Annotated in this window: 16 protein-coding genes; 11 read left to right on the forward strand and 5 right to left on the reverse strand. The window is 38.2% G+C overall.

Annotated features, from left to right (window positions below; all coding sequences use genetic code 11):
* Positions 1-58: 58 nt before the first annotated feature.
* From B9Y87_RS08585 to B9Y87_RS08610, 6 genes are all read left to right on the forward strand, one after another.
* Positions 59-1009 (forward strand): isopenicillin N synthase family dioxygenase, encoded by a 951-nt coding sequence (locus B9Y87_RS08585; RefSeq protein ID WP_085498097.1) that lies wholly within the window; start codon positions 59-61, stop codon positions 1007-1009.
* Between the two features lie 78 nt (positions 1010-1087).
* Complete coding sequence (locus B9Y87_RS08590) at positions 1088-1693, forward strand: DinB family protein (protein ID WP_085498099.1); 606 nt, start codon at positions 1088-1090, stop codon at positions 1691-1693.
* Between the two features lie 109 nt (positions 1694-1802).
* Complete coding sequence (locus B9Y87_RS08595) at positions 1803-2132, forward strand: translation initiation factor (RefSeq protein WP_085498100.1); 330 nt, start codon at positions 1803-1805, stop codon at positions 2130-2132.
* A 73-nt stretch (positions 2133-2205) separates the two neighbouring features.
* Complete coding sequence (locus B9Y87_RS08600) at positions 2206-3138, forward strand: DUF1835 domain-containing protein (RefSeq protein WP_085498102.1); 933 nt, start codon at positions 2206-2208, stop codon at positions 3136-3138.
* A 1-nt stretch (position 3139) separates the two neighbouring features.
* Entirely contained in the window at positions 3140-4006 is an 867-nt protein-coding gene (locus B9Y87_RS08605; protein ID WP_085498103.1) for a nucleoside phosphorylase, read from the forward strand.
* A gap of 130 nt (positions 4007-4136) precedes the next feature.
* Positions 4137-4991: a substrate-binding domain-containing protein gene (locus B9Y87_RS08610; RefSeq protein ID WP_085498105.1), complete on the forward strand. Its 855-nt coding sequence runs from the start codon at positions 4137-4139 to the stop codon at positions 4989-4991.
* Positions 4992-5031: 40 nt separating this feature from the next.
* On the opposite strand, the gene B9Y87_RS08615 is transcribed toward B9Y87_RS08610, so the two are convergent.
* Positions 5032-5448 (reverse strand): response regulator, encoded by a 417-nt coding sequence (locus tag B9Y87_RS08615; RefSeq protein ID WP_085498107.1) that lies wholly within the window; start codon positions 5446-5448, stop codon positions 5032-5034.
* Between the two features lie 225 nt (positions 5449-5673).
* Positions 5674-6339: a uracil-DNA glycosylase gene (locus tag B9Y87_RS08620; RefSeq protein ID WP_085498109.1), complete on the reverse strand. Its 666-nt coding sequence runs from the start codon at positions 6337-6339 to the stop codon at positions 5674-5676.
* Between the two features lie 231 nt (positions 6340-6570).
* Between B9Y87_RS08620 and B9Y87_RS08625 the strand changes: the two genes are divergently transcribed.
* The 3 genes from B9Y87_RS08625 to B9Y87_RS08635 are packed head-to-tail and all read left to right on the forward strand — an operon-like array spanning position 6571 to position 8110.
* Positions 6571-7113: an RNA polymerase sigma factor gene (locus B9Y87_RS08625; protein ID WP_085498487.1), complete on the forward strand. Its 543-nt coding sequence runs from the start codon at positions 6571-6573 to the stop codon at positions 7111-7113.
* A gap of 33 nt (positions 7114-7146) precedes the next feature.
* Positions 7147-7668, forward strand: coding sequence for a hypothetical protein (locus B9Y87_RS08630; protein WP_085498111.1), 522 nt, complete (start codon positions 7147-7149; stop codon positions 7666-7668).
* Entirely contained in the window at positions 7658-8110 is a 453-nt protein-coding gene (locus B9Y87_RS08635) for a hypothetical protein (protein WP_139827192.1), read from the forward strand. The genes B9Y87_RS08630 and B9Y87_RS08635 overlap by 11 nt, the downstream gene beginning before the upstream one ends.
* Before the next feature lie 60 nt (positions 8111-8170).
* Here the strand turns inward: B9Y87_RS08635 and B9Y87_RS08640 are convergent, their stop codons facing one another.
* A complete protein-coding gene (locus B9Y87_RS08640; protein ID WP_085498115.1) occupies positions 8171-9202 on the reverse strand; it encodes a WD40/YVTN/BNR-like repeat-containing protein in 1032 nt (343 codons plus the stop codon).
* 71 nt (positions 9203-9273) lie between these two features.
* Here B9Y87_RS08640 and B9Y87_RS08645 point away from each other — a divergent pair, with 71 nt between their 5' ends.
* A complete protein-coding gene (locus tag B9Y87_RS08645) occupies positions 9274-10503 on the forward strand; it encodes an RsmB/NOP family class I SAM-dependent RNA methyltransferase (protein ID WP_085498117.1) in 1230 nt (409 codons plus the stop codon).
* 55 nt (positions 10504-10558) lie between these two features.
* Here the strand turns inward: B9Y87_RS08645 and B9Y87_RS08650 are convergent, their stop codons facing one another.
* A complete protein-coding gene (locus B9Y87_RS08650; RefSeq protein ID WP_085498119.1) occupies positions 10559-10999 on the reverse strand; it encodes a hypothetical protein in 441 nt (146 codons plus the stop codon).
* A gap of 104 nt (positions 11000-11103) precedes the next feature.
* Positions 11104-12915 carry an acyl-CoA dehydrogenase family protein gene (locus tag B9Y87_RS08655; protein WP_085498120.1) on the reverse strand — a complete coding sequence of 604 codons (1812 nt, stop codon included), beginning with the start codon at positions 12913-12915 and terminating at the stop codon, positions 11104-11106.
* Positions 12916-13112: 197 nt separating this feature from the next.
* Here B9Y87_RS08655 and B9Y87_RS08660 point away from each other — a divergent pair, with 197 nt between their 5' ends.
* The gene (locus tag B9Y87_RS08660; RefSeq protein WP_085498123.1) at positions 13113-13979 is read left to right on the forward strand and encodes a cation diffusion facilitator family transporter; all 867 of its coding nucleotides are present in this window, start codon (positions 13113-13115) and stop codon (positions 13977-13979) included.
* Positions 13980-14039 lie beyond the last annotated feature (60 nt).

Raw genomic sequence — 14039 nt, forward strand, 5'->3', positions numbered from 1 at the left:
AATATTCCAAGAAGATTGCCCATATTTATTAACTTTGATTTTATTAAAAATAATAATGATGAGTGCAATACCAAGTGTAAATCTTGAAGATTTTATATCCAACGACAAAACAAGAAAAGAAAAATTCATACGAGAGATAGGAAGTGCCTTCGAGAATATTGGATTCGTAGCATTAAGTGGTCATTTTTTGTCCGAAAAATTGGTGGAGGATCTTTATTCTGAAATCAAAAAATTTTTTAACCTGCCACAAGAGGTCAAGGATAAATATGAAATTCCTGGGATTGGGGGACAAAGGGGTTATACTTCTTTTGGTAAAGAACATGCCAAGGGAAAAAAGGAAGGCGATTTAAAGGAATTCTGGCATTTTGGCCAATATGTGGAAAATAATCCAAAATTGGAAAAGGAATATCCTGCCAATGTGGAGGTACAAGAGTTGGATAATTTTAATGCCACTGGCAAGGAAACCTATAAAATGTTGGAAAAAACGGCAAAATTTGTATTGCGTGCCCTAGCCCTACATTTAAACCTGGAGGAAACCTATTTTGACAATTATATAAAAAATGGAAATTCCATCTTAAGGCCTATTCATTATCCTCCAATTCAACAAGAACCAAAAAATGCCGTTAGGGCTGCAGCCCATGGAGATATCAATCTAATTACCCTATTAATGGGGGCCCAAGGAAAGGGCCTGCAAGTAAAAAACCACAACGGGGAGTGGGTAGATGCAATTGCCCAGCCAGCTGAATTGATGATCAACGTTGGGGATATGCTATCCAGATTGACCAATAACAAATTAAAATCCACCATTCACCAGGTGGTTAATCCCCCCAAGGAGCTATGGGGTACCTCTAGGTATTCCGTACCGTTTTTTATGCATCCCATTAGCGAAATGCCTCTAAATTGTTTGGAAAATTGTATTGACAAGGACCATCCAAAACAATTTGAGGATATTACTGCTGGCGAGTTTTTGCACGAAAGATTGATCGACTTAGGCCTAATAACGAAGTAGATTGGAATTAATCCAGGCTTAATTATTGCCTATGCCTTTAATGAATAGTTAGTATTAACAATTTAAAACTTGGACACTATGAAAAAAGTTTTTTTACCAATCGTATTATTGGCTCTATGTGCATTTGGAGTAGTTGAATCTACGCTGACAGAGGCCGAAAGGGAATTTGCCGTAAAGGAATTGACAAGAACCCATGATCATTTATTAAACACCTTGGAGGGTCTAAATGAGGAACAACTAAATTATAAGGTATCGGATGATTCTTGGTCCATTGCCGAATGTGCAGAGCATATTGCAATATCTGAAAATTTGATTTTTGGAATGCTTCAGGGAACTTTGGCCCAGGAGCCAGACCCTTCCAAACGTGCAGAAGTAAAAGTTACTGATGAAGGATTAATTGCCATGATAGAAGACCGGAGCAACAAAGTTAAAACCGGTGAGCCTTTTGAACCCTCTGGGAAATATGGCAGTTTTGAAGAAACGGTGGAAGAATTTAAAACTAAGAGGAAGGAACATATTGGATTTGTCAAAAACACTCAGGACGACCTTCGCAACCGTTACCAACAACTTCCCTTTGGGACCATTGATGCCTATCAAATTCTTCTGTTCATGTCTGGCCATACGGAAAGGCATATAAAGCAGATGGAGGAAGTATTGGACGACGAGGACTTTCCTATGGATTAAATATCAACTAGATAAAAATGACCCATTCTTACCAAAATCCCAATTGGTAAAGGTTGGGTTTTGATTTTGGCGTTGAAATATTATTTTAGCATAATTTTTAAAATGTAAGATGGACTTAAAGGATCAATTGAAGAATCTATTTCCGGATCATAAACCAACGGAGGAAGAGCCGAAAAAGGATGTCGACAATGATATTTGGTTGCAGGAAGACCCCATAATATGCAAGTATGAAAAAAGAAAGGGAAAACCAACAACCATTTTGGAAGGGTATACCGGCGCTGACGAAGATTTTAAGAAATTGGCCAAGGAGCTTAAAACCAAACTTAGTGTAGGCGGAAGTTTTAAGGACGATTCTATAATCATTCAAGGAGATTATAGAGATAAAATAATGAAAATATTACAGGAAAAAGGATTTAAAGTAAAACGCGTTGGAGGTTAGATTTTTGTTAATTATTTTTTGATATTAAGATAAAACACTACATTTATTAGCCACAACCTAAACCACCATTACAATGAGTTCCCAATTACACATAACAAACGGTGATGTTTTCACCAACAAATTAAGCACCCTTAAATTGGAAGGGGATATTATTACCTGGCGCGAAATGTTATGTGAAGGTAAGACCGAAACCAATGTTGGCAGCGAATCATTTTGGAAGACAAGGTTCGAGTTTTTAAATAAGAACTATAAGATCTCCAAATCATGGTTTATCGATAAGACTTTAAAAGAATACCGCACCCTATGTAATCACAAGCAGGAAGACCGTATTGTGCTCTGGTTCGATTTCGATCTCTTTGATCAAATAAATATGTTGGCGGTAATTAGCTGGTTAAAGACCCATAGGCCGTATGCCGAAATATCTTTGGTATCCAGTGAAGGAAAAGAAGATTCCTTGGATATATTGGGGCTAGGAGAATTATCCGGAGAACAAATTCGTAAATTATATACCAATCGTACACTTTTAACGCAGGACGATATAGAATACGCCGATTATGTTTGGCAGTTGTACTGTAGCGACAATCCCATTAGATTGGAAAACCTCAAAGATTTTGATAGTTTTCAATTCTCTCACCTTTCCGGTGCTATAGAAGCCCACTTGATGCGTTTCCCTACCATTAGAAACGGACTCAATGAAGTAGAAAACAATATATTGCGTTTAGCGCGCAATGCCAAACCAAAGACCAAATTGGAATTATTGAATACCGTCTTGAGAAATCAAGGGCGATATGGATTTGGTGACACGCAATATGAGCGGGTATTAACCAAGTTAAAGCCACTTTTCACCAATTTCAATCCCGTAAAACTTTCTAAAAAAGGTATGGAAATTCTGGAAGGAAAAACCAGCTATTATTCTTGTATTCAAGAAAATGACGCTTATTTGGGCGGAGCCTTAAAATACAATTTCCTTTATAACTCTGAAACGAACCGCATACTAAAATTATAAAATGAAAATTGGTTCTTCAGAGCTAATCCTAAACGCAGACCATAGCGTATACCATCTTAATTTACTTCCACAAGACCTAGCAAATACCATAATTACCGTTGGAGACCCGGATAGGGTTAAGCATGTTTCGCGGTATTTTGATAAAATAGACATCAAAAAAGGAAAACGGGAATTTTTAACCCATACCGGATGGCTGAACAATAAGCGCATATCCGTAATTTCAACAGGTATAGGCACGGACAATATAGATATCGTCCTAAATGAGCTGGATGCCTTGGTCAATATAAATTTTGACACTAGGACTATAAAGAAAGTCAAAACCCAATTGGATATTATTAGGATAGGCACTTCAGGTGCCATTCAGCCGGATATTCCCATAGATTCGTTTTTGTTGAGCGAATACGCCATTGGTTTGGATAGTCTTGTTCATTTTTACGACAGTGCCCATATACAACACCAGGAGATTCAGCAAGCATTTATAAAACACACCAATTGGCTGAAAGATAAGTCCAGCCCCTATGTTGTTGAATATGACAAAACTTTGGCAGCCCATTTCATTTCGGATAAAATACAATTGGGATTTACCGCTACCAATGTCGGTTTCTACGGTCCCCAAGGTAGAAGTTTACGTTTAAAATTGGAAGATGAAAATATGAATGCCAAACTGGCCAGTTTTAATTACAATAATAAGCGCATTACCAATTTGGAAATGGAGACCTCTGGAATTTATGGCTTGGCAAAATTATTGGGCCACAGAGCTATTTCCTTAAACTGTATATTGGCAAATAGGCCCAATGTACAGTTTTCATCAAGACCGGATTTGGCGATAGACGAACTCATCCAATATGCCTTGGGCAAGATAGCCTAAAAGTGCAAAAATTAAAATTATAACTAGTTAATTACAAACAACATATAAGGCTCCATATACAACAATAGTTAAGATCATGAACAAAACCAAAACCCTTAAATGGATTCCGAACCTAAAAAAATAGATCGATTTGAAGAATGTAAATATCGTTGGCGTTCCCGAACACTTTAATTTTCCTTGGCAATTAGCCATAGAAGAAGGCGCTTTCGGAGCCCGTGGAATAAACCTAAAATGGACAGATATTCCGGAAGGAACCGGTAAAATGGCTCAATTGTTAAAAGATAACGAAACTGATCTGGCCATAATTTTGACCGAAGGAATCGTAAAAAGTATTAGCGAAGGGAATCCTTCAAAAATAGTTCAGGAATATATTGCTACTCCCCTCTTATGGGGCATCCACGTAGCGGCCAAAAGTAATTATAAGACCTTGGCCGATCTAAAAAATAAAACTGCGGCTATAAGCAGATATGGGAGTGGCAGCCATCTTATGGCGTATGTAAATGCACAAAACCAAGGTTGGGACACCCAAAAATTAAAATTTGAAGTAATTGATAATTTAAATGGTGCGGTGGTCAGTTTAACAGAGGGCAAGGCCGATTATTTTATGTGGGAGCGATTTACTACAAAACCATTGGTTGATCAAGGAGTATTTAGAAGAATTACAGATTGCCCCACCCCTTGGCCTTGCTTCGTTATTGCCGCAACGGATAAATTTATATCTGAAAATCGAGGTACCTTGCAACATATATTGGATGTCATCAATATATACACTTCCGATTTTAAACGGATCCCCAGCATAGACCGAACTTTGGCCAACACTTACAACCAGCAATTGGAAGATATTAAACATTGGCTATCCCTAACGGAATGGGGACAAAATAATATCAGCAAAAGGAATTTGGAATTGGTACAAAATACTTTACAGGACTTAAAGCTTATTGAAAAGGTAAGCCCAAGCATGGAGATATTGTACAAGGCAACTTAGAGGAACAAACAGATTTTATTATTTTCGATTGCAGGTCGCCCTAGTCGTAAAAATAGGTTTGGATGATACTTCTGAAATTGATGTCCGATAATGGTTTTTGAAGACATTCCTTAACACGGGGATTGGCCAAGGCCCTGTAGGTCACCTCTTCACAACTATTGGCTGTTAATACGGCTATTACAATTTTTTCCTTCTCCTCTTTTCTAAAAAGTATGTCGAAAGCCTCCAAAAATTGCCATCCATTCATTATTGGCATTTCAATATCCAAAATCAACAAAAAACTACCTTGTTCTATATCGTTAATATTGGCCTCTATAAAATCCAATGCCCTGTGACCATCCGTAACAGTATCAATATCCAGGTCAGGAATAAGTTTTTTTAAAAATAGTTTATTCAGCATATTGGTTGTTCCGTCGTCGTCAACCAATAATACCCATTTTAATCTTGTAGAATTCATTAACCTATTAATATTTAATATCACAAATGTTCGTGTAAGTTTTATAATTCAGGTTCAAAAAAAGTACAAATATAGATTTAGTTAATAGTACATTTTCGATTTTGGACAAAAAAGTAATATAAATGTGATTTCATCGGAAGGATTTAAGCAACAAAAAATGAATCATACAGTTCCTTTATAACCGCATAGTAAATTTATAGTATACCTATTCGAATACCCTACGGATTACCATTTAATTGCTTGTCTTCCATTTTCCATTAATATTTTGTTCGTTTTACTAAAGTGTTTGTTCCCAAACCAATACCCTCTGTTGGCACTTAAAGGGGACGGATGTCCGGATGTTAAAATATAATGTTTCTTGGTGCTGATCAACTTAGCCTTCTTCTTTGCAAAACCACCCCATAACAGAAATATCAAGCCCTCTTTTTCTATTGATAATTTTTCGATAACAGTATCCGTAAAAAGCTCCCACCCCTTATTCTGATGACTGCCAGCTTCATTGGCCCGAACCGTTAAGGTGGCGTTCAACAACAGTACGCCTTGGTTGGCCCAACGCTCCAAATTTCCGTCTTCCGGATAGGCCGTACCCAAATCGGATGCAATTTCCTTAAATATATTGACTAGGGAAGGTGGGTGCGCTACGCCCGAATTTACGGAAAAACAAAGACCATTGGCCTGATTTGGTCCGTGATACGGATCCTGGCCAATAATAACCACCTTGGTATCTTCCAAGTGACAATGGTTAAAAGCAGAAAAAATATTGTTCTCCTTTGGGTAACAAGTATTCTGGGCATACTCTCTACCCACAAATGCCATAAGGGATTCGAAATAAGGTTTTTTAAACTCGTCCAGTAAAAGTTTGTGCCAACTCTCATGCACACTAAAGACCATTTATAATTTCATTTCATAATTGTTTAACAAAGAATTGACACCTTATTGCTAGGAATAACATCAAAAATAGCCAAAAAATAAAAATAATTTTCTTTAAAAGGCCATAACCTAAAAAAATAGGTCAATACCTAAACTTGCTTACCTTTACGGTAGGTTAATAAAAAATAATAAAGCTATAATTAAACCTTTTGCCATTTTTATAGTCCTATAACGGAACTTAAGTCCAAAATGTTGATTGCGGAAGAAACTTTAGTAATACAATTAAAGCAAAAGGACCATCAGGCCAAAGCGTTTGAGGTGTTGGTAAACACCTACAAGGAACGTTTGTATTGGCATATAAGACGGATTGTCTTGAACCATGATGATACCGATGATGTATTGCAGAATACCTTTATAAAAGTTTTTAGAAATATCGATAGCTTTAAAGGGGATAGTAAATTATACTCTTGGATGTATAGGATAGCCACCAATGAGGCGTTGACATTTTTGAAATCCAAATCACAAAAACTAAAGATCAATAACGAGAAGTTGATCACCAAGGCCGTTGAAGATTTAAGGGCTGATGTTTATTTTGAAGGCGATGAAATTCAACTAAAATTACAAATGGCCATTGCCACCCTTCCTGAAAAACAAAAATTAATATTTAATATGAAATATTTTCAGGAGATGAAGTATGAAGAAATTTCGGAAATATTAGAGACCTCCGTAGGTGGATTAAAAGCCTCCTATCATTTGGCGTCAAAAAAGATTGAAGCTTTTTTGAAAGAGAATTAAACCTTTTATAATGTTCAAGGTCAAACTATTGAAATGGATAAATTAAATAAAAATAAAAACTTTGGGGTTCCGGATGGGTATTTTGACACCCTTTCCAATGATATCATGAAAAAGATATTGAAGGAAGATTTTTCCATGCCTCCAAATGAAGGTTTCAAGGTTCCGGAAGGTTATTTTGAAACTTTCAACGCAAGGCTTTCTGGTCAACTGGAAATCATTCAGGCGGAGGAGATCAAGGTAATCCCTTTAAAATCTTATAAAAAACACCTTTATGCGGCCGCTTCCGTAGCTGCTGTTGTATTGTTGTTCATTTTGGTTCAAATTAATAACGATAAAACACCATCGTATTCGGATTTGGCCAATTCCGACATAGAACAATATTTTGAATTTAACGATTTGGAACTCTCTTCCTATGATTTGGCAGAAATACTTCCAATACAGGATATGGACCTAAATGATATACTGGAAAGTAGACTGGACAATGATAATATCATAGATTATTTGGATTCCCATATTGAAGATTTTGAAGAATTAAATATGCACCATGATGATTAAGAAAATAAATATACTTGCCACCCTCCTATTCCTTGCAGCTACCCTTTCATTAAGCTCACAGGAAAGGCAGGATTGGGATAAAATAAAGTCCCTAAAAATAGCTTTCATTACAGAAAGGTTGAACCTCACCCCAAAAGAGGCCCAAAGCTTCTGGCCTATTTATAACGAACATCAATCCAAAAGAGAAAATTTGTTTAGGGAGGAGCGCTTTGAAATAGGTTCCGAGATAAAGAATCTGGACGCCCTATCTGATACTAAAGCAGACGAACTTTTGGGCCGTATGCAAAGGTTGGAGGAAGAAAAATTTAAGCTGGAAAAATCTTATATAGAAAAAATATCCAAGACCATTTCTGCCAAGAAGACCATTATGTTGATGCGTTCGGAAGAGGATTTTAAACGTCAGCTTATCAAACAATATAGACAGAAAAAGGGAGGCCAGTAATTTTCATCCAGGCCCAAAGCCAAAGGAACAAGATTAAAGTATCATCTTTTTTATAACCTCTCAGCGAAAAATAAGTTTTGCAATCCTATCCTTACCGGCGGCATACGCAATAGTGTCGTTCATAAACCTAAGGGTATAAAAAGATTCATCGGATAGTTGTTTCCAAGTTTCACCAGTGTCTTGGGAATAAGCTATACCTTCAAAACCAATAGCAACCAGGGAATTCCCTTTGGATTTTGGTACAAACTGTACACAACTCCTAAAATTTGGTAGTTTGCCATCGGCGATCAATTTCCAAGTTTTACCTCCGTCCTTAGTAACCGCTTTGTTGCCGTTATTTATTTCCGGGTCGGTATAATCCCCGCCAAAAACAACGCCAAGGTGTTCATCATAAAAATCAACGGAAAAGATACCTTGAGTAGTTTTTTCACTGCTTATTGGGGTCTTTACAACTTCCCAAGTAACCCCTTTATCGTTGGTATAATATACATTTCCATGTGTAGTTGCTATCCACGCCATGGTCCCCAACAACTTTATGTTGGTATTACTGGCAGCGAAGGCTCCCTCCCCGGTTTCGGACTTTGGCAAAATGGAACACGGTATTTTTTTCCAACTATTACCGCCATCCCTAGTAATGATTATGGATAGACACCCATCCATACTGTCCCCAACAGCAATCCCCTCCTGATCGTTCCAAAAGGTCATGGCATCATAGAACACCTTCTCACCCTCTTCCTTATATACCAATTCCATATTGCCTTGATCACCTGTTTTGTACAATAAGGCAGGACTACCAATGGAAAGCATAAAAAAATCGGTTGAATTTTGTGCTACGGCCCTAAACTCCGGAAGTATACTGTCATATCTTTGGGTATTTACCCTTACCTTGTTGGACCTAAGGTCTACCAACCCAAAAGCTCCCTTATTGGCAGCAAATGCCATATTGCCACCGTCCATAATTTCGATGGCCCTAAAGCTTAATGAATCGGTATAAATGGTCTCTATCTTTACTGTACTGAACACCCTATTTTCTTCCATTTCGGAACAGGAGCCCAAAATAAACAGAAGGAGAATTACCAAATAAATGCGCATGCTTAGAATTTTTCCCAAAAATAAGAGGAATAGGTTCTAATACAATACCTTTGCAATCTTAATTTTTAGAAATGCGATTACATAGAAATCTAGTGTTTGCGGTTGTTGATGCGTTGAATTATATATTTAATGAAGGTGAATATGCAGACAAGGTAGTAGAAAAAGTATTAAAATATGACAAAAGATGGGGTGCCCGGGACAGAGGTTTTATTGCAGAAACCACCTATGAAATGGTACGTTGGAGGCGCTTATATGCAGAGATTGCAGAGGTAAAGGCCCCATATAGTAGACAAAACCTATTTAGAATGTTCGCTGTTTGGGCCGTTCTTAAAGGTATTAAGCTACCGGACTGGAAACAAATAGAGCCTACTCCGGAAAGAAGGATCAAAGGAAAATTTGACGAACTCTCCAAAATAAGAAAATATAGGGAATCCGTACCGGATTGGATGGACGAGCTCTGTGCAAAATCTTTGGGCGAGGCCCTTTGGACCAAGGAAATTCATGCTCTAAATGAACAGGCAGAAGTAATTTTAAGGGTAAATACCTTAAAAACAACCAAGGATAATTTAAGCAGTGTTCTCCACGAGGCCGGAGTTGAAACGGAATCCATTAAAGGGTATCCCGATGCTTTAAGGTTAAAGGAGCGTTCCAATGTTTTTGTTACCGAAGCCTTTAAAAATGGTTGGTTTGAAGTACAGGATGCCTCTTCCCAATTGGTGGCTCCATTTTTGGATGTTAAACCTGGTCAACGTGTGGTAGACACCTGTGCAGGAGCTGGTGGTAAAACACTTCATTTGGCGGCACTAATGGAAAACAAGGGTCAGCTGATAGCACTGGATATTTATGGCAACAAACTAAAGGAATTAAAAAGAAGGGCGAAACGAGACGGAGCCCATAATGTGGAGACCAGAGCCATAGATTCCACCAAGGTAATTAAAAAACTATTCGATACTGCCGATAGGGTACTAATAGATGCGCCCTGTACTGGATTAGGGGTCCTAAAGAGAAACCCCGATGCCAAGTGGAAATTGCAACCCGATTTCTTGGAAAAAATAATGGTTACACAACAACAAATTCTTCAGGATTACAGTAGAATAGTTAAACCAGGAGGGAAATTGGTCTATGCCACTTGTTCCATTTTGCCCCAAGAAAATATTCAACAAGTAAAAAAATTCCTAGGTTCGGAGGCTGGAAAGGACTTTAGTCTTATCAAGGATAGTAATATTTACGCCTGCAAAACTGGATTTGACGGATTCTATATGGCCCTTTTGGAAAAAAACAGCTTAGAAAATAAAAAATGATTAAATAAAAGAGGCGGTCCATGTTTATGGACAGCCTCTTTTTAAGTTCTGGTTCCTAAAGTCCTATTCTAACACTGGGTGCACTTAGCCCAACTCCCGTGCGGATAGTTGTTCCACTGGAATAGCTTCTATATCGATAAGGCTCGTTGTGGTAATAGTAGAAACTGGCATGGGTATGGTAATGGTCACTATGGTGGCAGTGATGGTCACAATGACTGCGGTGTTCCGCATAGGCATCCCTCTTGCCTTTCATATACGCTTTGTAAGCCTTTTTATCCCTCTTTTTCAATTGTTTTTCATAATCCTGCTGTGATTCCCAGAATTCTTCCTCCTCCTCTTCAACCAGTTCATGTGATTGTTCAAATTGAGCGTCCTCCCTGGCTCTTTGTTCGTAATAAGTAAGTTTTTCCTGTTCGGTGGATTCTACCTCCTGGGCCTTTAATCCAACAAAAGAAAAAAGTAGGATCGCTAAACTAAAAAATGGTAGTCTCTTCATAATTTAATTGTTTTATTTAAACTGTGATTTTATCAATAGCACTGTTTGTATATAGAACAACCAAATGTAGAATTACCCTACCTAGTCTAGCAAAAAAAAGATATTTAAAAAACTTCCTTCTTGGTATTTATGGTAAGTACGTCCGGATGCATCAGCGATTCTGCCAAACTGTTGGTCTTTGGTAACTCATACTTAAAATAAAACTTCATTGTATGTATCTTACTTTCATAAAAGGCTTTGGAATAAGCAGGGTCCCCCTGCTGCAAATTTCGTTGCGCATGTACAGCAATATCCAACCATAGCCATCCTATTACCACATGACTTAAATATTCCATAAATAAATTGGCGTCGGCCAAATAGCGTTCGTAGTTCCCCTCTTTGGCAAAAGGCATTAGAAAATCCAGTACCTCCCTTGTCAATTTAATTTTGTCCCCCAAATTTTTGGCCGAAGAACGTAATTCATCAAATTCCATAGCCTCCTCTAGAGTATGCAATATTTCCGTTAACAACAATTCCAGGGCCTCACCATTTTCCATGGGAACCTTTCTTCCCAATAAATCCTGGGACTGAATACCAGTGGTACCCTCGTATATACTAAATATCCTAATATCTCGATAATATTGCTGAAGAATAAAATCGGAACAAAATCCATATCCGCCCAATACCTGCACCCCATTGCTCACAGACAAAGTTCCTGCTTCTGTGGGATAGGTTTTTACAATAGGAATGACCATTTCCAACAATAAGCTGTACTTTTCCTTAGTATCCGGATTTTTGGTGGATGCAATGATATCATAATACTTGGCTGCCAACAGCACCAAACTTAATGACCCTTCGGCAATGGATTTTTGTAATAACAACATGCGCCTTACATCGGGGTGTTCTATTATTAGACAAGGATTTTCATCTGGATCTTTTTTTCCGTCATTGGAAAGTTTTCGTCCTTGGGGTCGCTCATTGGCATACTCCAAGGATGCTTGGTAAGCTGCCATACTTATGGCTGCACCTCCACGTCCTACACTTATTCTGGCACTATTCATCATTAAGAACATATATTTAAGCCCCTTATGGGCCTCCCCTACCAGCCAGCCGTGGCAATCGTCCTTATCACCAAATCCCAAATGGGTCGTGGCATAACCCCGTTGACCCATTTTCTGAAAATCGGCCACCGTCAATACATCGTTATTTATTAATTTCCCATCTTTATCCAATCTAAGTTTGGGCACCACAAATAAGGATATACCCTTTGTTCCCGACGGAGCGCCTTCTATTCTGGCCAACAAAAGGTGGACTATATTTTCCGCATATTGATGATCCCCGCCCGATATAAATATCTTTTGTCCGGATATCCTATAATATCCTTCCTGTGTTTTAGTTGCCTTGGTAGTGATATCCGATAAGGAACTACCCGCCTGGGGTTCTGTAAGGCACATGGTACCTCCCCATGCACCGGATAACATTTTGGGAACATAGGTTTCCTTAAGATCCTCATTGGCAAAATGAACTATCAACTCGGCAGCCCCTTGGGTCAATCCAGCATATCCCGGCAAATGATTGTTGGCGGCCTCCTGTATATAAGCAGAAGCAGTATGGATGATAAAAGGCAACTGCAATCCGCCTTCCCCATAATCAAAAGGACCGGAAATAATTCCCATTTCACCCCCCTTCCTCATCATTACATCTACCTGTTTATGCACCATTATGGTCCCATTTTTATACATGGCCGGAGCTTCATCCATCTCTTTGAAATAAGGAAACAATTCACGGTCGGAAAACTCCTTGATGGCATTTAAAAATAAGTCAAGGGAATCCTTGTCATAATCCTGAAACCGTTCTGACGACAGCAAAGTTTCCGCCCCATGCACTTGGTATAACAAAAATTTTAGTGTTGCGATATCTACATATTCCTTAGCCATGGTGCTTATCTATTAATTGTTTATAAGGTATTTTACTCCTAATATACAATTTACTCAACTAATAAAGTCCCTTGGCAAAAAATGGAGCTATTCAAGTAACATGCACGCTAAAATAAGATATCCCTATTCTGCTTTACTATCCTAAAAAGCAGTCAAAAGTTTCTTACCTTTAATTTTTTATCCATTTTAGGAATAGAATGAACAACGAACAGTCCGCCATAAAGACCACCTATTTCAGCATTGCTGGAAATATTTTTTTAGCAATAATTAAAGGTTTGGCTGGTATTTTTGGTAATTCCTACGCTTTGATTGCCGATGCCATTGAATCCACAACCGATATTTTTTCTTCCCTTTTGGTATTATTTGGACTTAAATACGCCAAAAGACCGGCAGACGAGAATCACCCTTATGGTCATGGCAAGATTGAACCCCTCATTACATTTTTGGTAGTAGGGTTTTTAATTACCTCGGCAACGATCATAGCCTATGAAAGTATCATGAACATTTTGACCCCACATAAAACACCCAAATCCTGGACCCTGTTGGTCTTGGGCACTATTATTCTTTGGAAGGAAATTTCGTATAGGGTGGTTTTAAAAAAAAGTATCCAAACCAATAGTTCTTCCTTAAAGGCAGATGCGTGGCACCATAGAAGCGATGCCATTACCTCCGTTATGGCTTTCATAGGGATTTCCATTGCCCTTATCTTTGGCAAGGGATACGAAACGGCCGATGATTGGGCTGCTTTGGCTGCCTCATTTTTTATTGTTTACAATGGTTATCTAATCTTTAGACCAGCCCTTGGAGAGATCATGGATGAACATCTTTATGATGATCTCATAGATGAAATTCGCGATGTTTCCACAACTGTTGATGGTATAATGGGAACCGAAAAATGTTTCATCCGAAAGGCGGGCACAAAATATCATATAGACCTGCATGCCCAAGTAGACGGCAAAATTAGTGTAAAAGAAGGGCACGATCTGTCCCACAAGCTCAAGGATAGGCTCCGTAGGGACATCCCGAACATTGGACATGTATTGATACATATAGAACCAAAATAATGATTAGGGCAGGTTCTTAAAAGGACCACCTACAGAAATTAACAATTGTTGTCCAAAACT

Source organism: Arenibacter troitsensis, from assembly GCF_900177645.1.
GTDB lineage: Bacteria > Bacteroidota > Bacteroidia > Flavobacteriales > Flavobacteriaceae > Arenibacter > Arenibacter troitsensis.

Excerpts from the sequence above, each read along its gene's own strand:
- B9Y87_RS08590 (WP_085498099.1), top strand. The coding sequence starts at position 1,088 with ATGAAAAAAGTTTTTTTACCAATCGTATTATTGGCTCTATGTGCATTT.
- B9Y87_RS08655 (WP_085498120.1), bottom strand. The coding sequence starts at position 12,915 with ATGGCTAAGGAATATGTAGATATCGCAACACTAAAATTTTTGTTATAC.
- B9Y87_RS08645 (WP_085498117.1), top strand. The coding sequence starts at position 9,274 with ATGCGATTACATAGAAATCTAGTGTTTGCGGTTGTTGATGCGTTGAAT.
- B9Y87_RS08630 (WP_085498111.1), top strand. The coding sequence starts at position 7,147 with ATGGATAAATTAAATAAAAATAAAAACTTTGGGGTTCCGGATGGGTAT.
- B9Y87_RS08650 (WP_085498119.1), bottom strand. The coding sequence starts at position 10,999 with ATGAAGAGACTACCATTTTTTAGTTTAGCGATCCTACTTTTTTCTTTT.
- B9Y87_RS08600 (WP_085498102.1), top strand. The coding sequence starts at position 2,206 with ATGAGTTCCCAATTACACATAACAAACGGTGATGTTTTCACCAACAAA.
- B9Y87_RS08595 (WP_085498100.1), top strand. The coding sequence starts at position 1,803 with ATGGACTTAAAGGATCAATTGAAGAATCTATTTCCGGATCATAAACCA.
- B9Y87_RS08585 (WP_085498097.1), top strand. The coding sequence starts at position 59 with ATGAGTGCAATACCAAGTGTAAATCTTGAAGATTTTATATCCAACGAC.
- B9Y87_RS08640 (WP_085498115.1), bottom strand. The coding sequence starts at position 9,202 with ATGCGCATTTATTTGGTAATTCTCCTTCTGTTTATTTTGGGCTCCTGT.
- B9Y87_RS08660 (WP_085498123.1), top strand. The coding sequence starts at position 13,113 with ATGAACAACGAACAGTCCGCCATAAAGACCACCTATTTCAGCATTGCT.
- B9Y87_RS08620 (WP_085498109.1), bottom strand. The coding sequence starts at position 6,339 with ATGGTCTTTAGTGTGCATGAGAGTTGGCACAAACTTTTACTGGACGAG.
- B9Y87_RS08615 (WP_085498107.1), bottom strand. The coding sequence starts at position 5,448 with ATGAATTCTACAAGATTAAAATGGGTATTATTGGTTGACGACGACGGA.
- B9Y87_RS08605 (WP_085498103.1), top strand. The coding sequence starts at position 3,140 with ATGAAAATTGGTTCTTCAGAGCTAATCCTAAACGCAGACCATAGCGTA.
- B9Y87_RS08635 (WP_139827192.1), top strand. The coding sequence starts at position 7,658 with ATGATGATTAAGAAAATAAATATACTTGCCACCCTCCTATTCCTTGCA.